This window comes from Arsenophonus sp. ENCA (genome assembly GCF_002287155.1).
GTDB classification, from domain to species: Bacteria; Pseudomonadota; Gammaproteobacteria; order Enterobacterales; family Enterobacteriaceae; genus Arsenophonus; species Arsenophonus nilaparvatae.
On sequence record NZ_NHNG01000072.1, the window covers coordinates 1 to 3,256 of the forward strand.

The following is a 3,256-nucleotide window of genomic DNA, read 5'->3' on the forward strand; positions in this document are numbered from 1 at the left end:
AAATCTTGAATCAGCGAAAGAGCATGGTTGAACCTGTGTTTTCAGCATTGCGGGGAATTCAGGGTTTGGAACGTTTCCGGCGTAAGGGATTATTAGCGGTAAAGCTCGAATTTACCCTGCATGCAATGGCCTATAACTTATCAAGAGCGGTTGCTCTGATATTATGGATGATTTTCAGTCTATTATTTGTACAAACTAAAATCAGAAAAAGAGAAAATCTGCACGGTGGGATATTGTTGAAAAAAAAATTCCACCCCTTTTGCGACAGCCTCGATATTTGGGCGGAGTTTTTTTTATGCTAGTGGGTTAATAAAATTGCTAATTTTTTTATTTGTTAAGAGGGAGTGATACCATAATTCTCACGATAAGCTTTCATCGTAGCTAAATGGGTTGACATATTCGGATTTTCACTTAGATAATTAATTAAATCATTCAAAGTGATAATAGAAAATACCTTCCATTTGAATTTTTTTTCGATTTCTTGGACGGCGGATAGATTCTTTTCACCTTTCTCCTGACGATCTAGACTTAATATCACAGCGCTAAGTTTAGCTTTATTTCGCTTAATTATTTCTGCAGATTCTTTGATTGCAGTTCCTGCTGTAATAACGTCGTCAACGATCACAACGTTTCCTTTTAATGGGCTACCGACTAATTCCCCACCTTCCCCATGTTTTTTAACCTCTTTACGATTAAAACAGTAAGGCTTATCGAAGTGATAATGCTCAGATAGTGCAACTACCATGGTTGTTACGATCGGGATACCTTTATAGGCCGGACCAAAAATAATGTCACAAGTAGGATTATGATCCATCAACGCTTGGGCATAAAAATGACCGAGTGCAGCTAAATCTTTTCCTGTATTAAAAGGCCAGCATTGAAAAAATAGGGGCTCTTACGACCAGATTTCAACGTAAATTCACCAAATTCCAATGCTTTTTTTTCATGGCGAGTTTAATAAATTCGCGCTGATAACCTTTCATTAAATTTTCCTCTTTAATTTATTCTCGCTTTAATTAATAGCTATAAAAAGACCGTTAAATAGATGATTAAAATTTATTGTTCTAATGCTTCTTTTTGAGCAGTAAAAATAATTTGTAAACCATTTTTTGCTAAAGAAAGCAGTGATAGCAGCTCTTCATGACTAAATGGTTCACCTTCGGCAGTACCCTGAATTTCGATCATTTTACCATTATCCATCATGACAACATTCATATCTGTTTCTGCGGCAGAGTCTTCAATATATTCTAGATCACAAATAGGTTTGCCATCCACTATGCCGACAGAAACCGCAGCAACCATCGATTTAAGTGGGCTTTTTTTCAATTTTCCTTCTGCGACCATTTTATTTAATGCGTCAGTTAAAGCGACACAGGCACCAGAAATTGCAGCGGTACGAGTCCCCCCATCAGCCTGAATAACATCACAATCTAGTGTAATGGTATATTCACCTAATTGCTTTAAATCAACGGCGGCACGCAGAGAACGGGCAATAAGGCGTTGTATCTCGATGGTGCGACCTGTTTGTTTGCCTTTTGCTGCTTCGCGTATATTACGAGAATTTGTTGCCCGTGGTAGCATACCGTATTCCGCTGTTATCCAACCTTGTGATTGGCCTTTTAAAAAGCGGGGAACGCCTTCTTCGATTGTGGCGTTACATAATACTTTGGTATCACCAAATTCAATCAGAACAGAGCCTTCGGCATGTTTAGTATATTGGCGGGTGATTTTTATAGGGCGCACCTGATTAGCTTCTCTATTCTCTGGACGCATGGTGTTATCTCCGTAGTTAAACAATGTTGGTGGCGCATTATACGTTCTTCGACATTGAATGCCTATCCTATGGTTTCACTCAAGGTTATAATTTAATTTTTATTTATAGGAACGAAATATGATCCATAGTATGACCGCTTTCGCACGACGAGATATAAAAAGTGAATGGGGAAATGCGGCTTGGGAGCTGCGTTCCGTTAACCAACGTTATCTTGAAACTTATATTCGCTTACCGGAACAATTTAGAAGTCTGGAACCTGTTATTCGTGAGCGTCTACGTGCCAGATTAACCCGAGGGAAAGTAGATTGTAGTTTACGTTTTGAACTTAGTTCACATCAACAGAGTGAATTAGTACTGAATGAAGAGTTAGCTAACCAATTGATTAGAACTGCTAACTGGGTAAAAAAGAGTAGTGGTGAAGGAAAAATTAATCCGTTAGAAATTCTTCGCTGGCCTGGTGTTATGTCGGCTCAAGAGCAGAATTTGGATGTTATCTGTACACATTTACTTAAAGAATTAGAACTTGTTTTAGATGATTTTATTCTCAATCGGGAAAGCGAAGGGAAGATGCTAAAAATAATGATTGAGCAACGGCTAGATGCTGTTTGTCAGGAAATTCAGGCGGTTCGTCGTCAAATGCCTGAAATTTTAAAATGGCAGCGTGAGCGATTACAAACAAAATTAGAGGAGGCAGAAATTCAGATAGATAATAATCGATTAGAACAAGAGCTTATCATATTAGCGCAACGTATTGATGTTGCAGAAGAGCTTGATAGGCTGGATGCTCATGTCAAAGAAACACGTAATATTCTTAAAAAACAAGAAGCTGTCGGCCGTCGGTTAGATTTTATGATGCAGGAGTTTAATCGTGAAGCTAATACCTTGGCCTCAAAGTCTATTAATAGCCAAGTGACTAATTCTGCTGTTGAATTAAAAGTATTAATAGAACAAATGCGTGAGCAGATTCAAAACATCGAGTAGATTCTCAAGTAAATTCACTAAATATCATAACTTGCAACTAATACCAATAAGCCAGTGCGAATACTGGCTTTTCTAATTCAACAAGTTTCATATGATATCACCAAAGCGCACATTATTGGTGTACTTAAAAGGGTACTTAGTTGGTTTTAAGTACACTAATTTAAGGACACTCTCAATAAAATCGATAAAATATGGGAAAACTTAACGACATACAAAAAAGAACATGGATATGAAGTGGAGAACTCTTTGTAAGATGCTCAGACGGTAGTGAGCTATATTTTATTCTCCAAACTAATAAAAAAATAAACAAGTATTATATATGGGCACCTCGAAAAACCTAAGCCGAGTTTGATTTTGCTGATAAAGTTATCGGAAGCTGGTCTACTGAGCTAACCACCATGAAGAAACGCAGCGCCATTAAGAATGACCTCTTTGCAAACCAGTATCACCAACAGACGATCGACAAGTTGGGTGACCCGCTGGTCAAGATCGAAACCTGTA

The 3,256-nt window shown here is 37.9% G+C and carries 3 protein-coding genes and 1 pseudogene; 2 read left to right on the forward strand and 2 right to left on the reverse strand.

The window, feature by feature from the left end; all coding sequences use genetic code 11:
• Positions 1-302 (forward strand): transposase (locus CBG25_RS02270; protein ID WP_290604231.1); only part of this gene is annotated, 302 nt, incomplete at its 5' end.
• A 32-nt stretch (positions 303-334) separates the two neighbouring features.
• On the opposite strand, the pseudogene pyrE reads toward CBG25_RS02270, so the two are convergent.
• Both pyrE and rph read right to left on the reverse strand, forming a co-directional pair.
• A pseudogene (pyrE, locus tag CBG25_RS02275) lies at positions 335-983 on the reverse strand (orotate phosphoribosyltransferase).
• Between the two features lie 73 nt (positions 984-1,056).
• Positions 1,057-1,773: a ribonuclease PH gene (rph, locus tag CBG25_RS02280; RefSeq protein ID WP_290604233.1), complete on the reverse strand. Its 717-nt coding sequence runs from the start codon at positions 1,771-1,773 to the stop codon at positions 1,057-1,059.
• A gap of 118 nt (positions 1,774-1,891) precedes the next feature.
• Here rph and CBG25_RS02285 point away from each other — a divergent pair, with 118 nt between their 5' ends.
• Positions 1,892-2,755, forward strand: a complete 864-nt coding sequence (locus CBG25_RS02285; RefSeq protein ID WP_290604234.1) for a YicC/YloC family endoribonuclease — start codon at positions 1,892-1,894, stop codon at positions 2,753-2,755.
• The last annotated feature ends 501 nt before the right edge of the window (positions 2,756-3,256 follow it).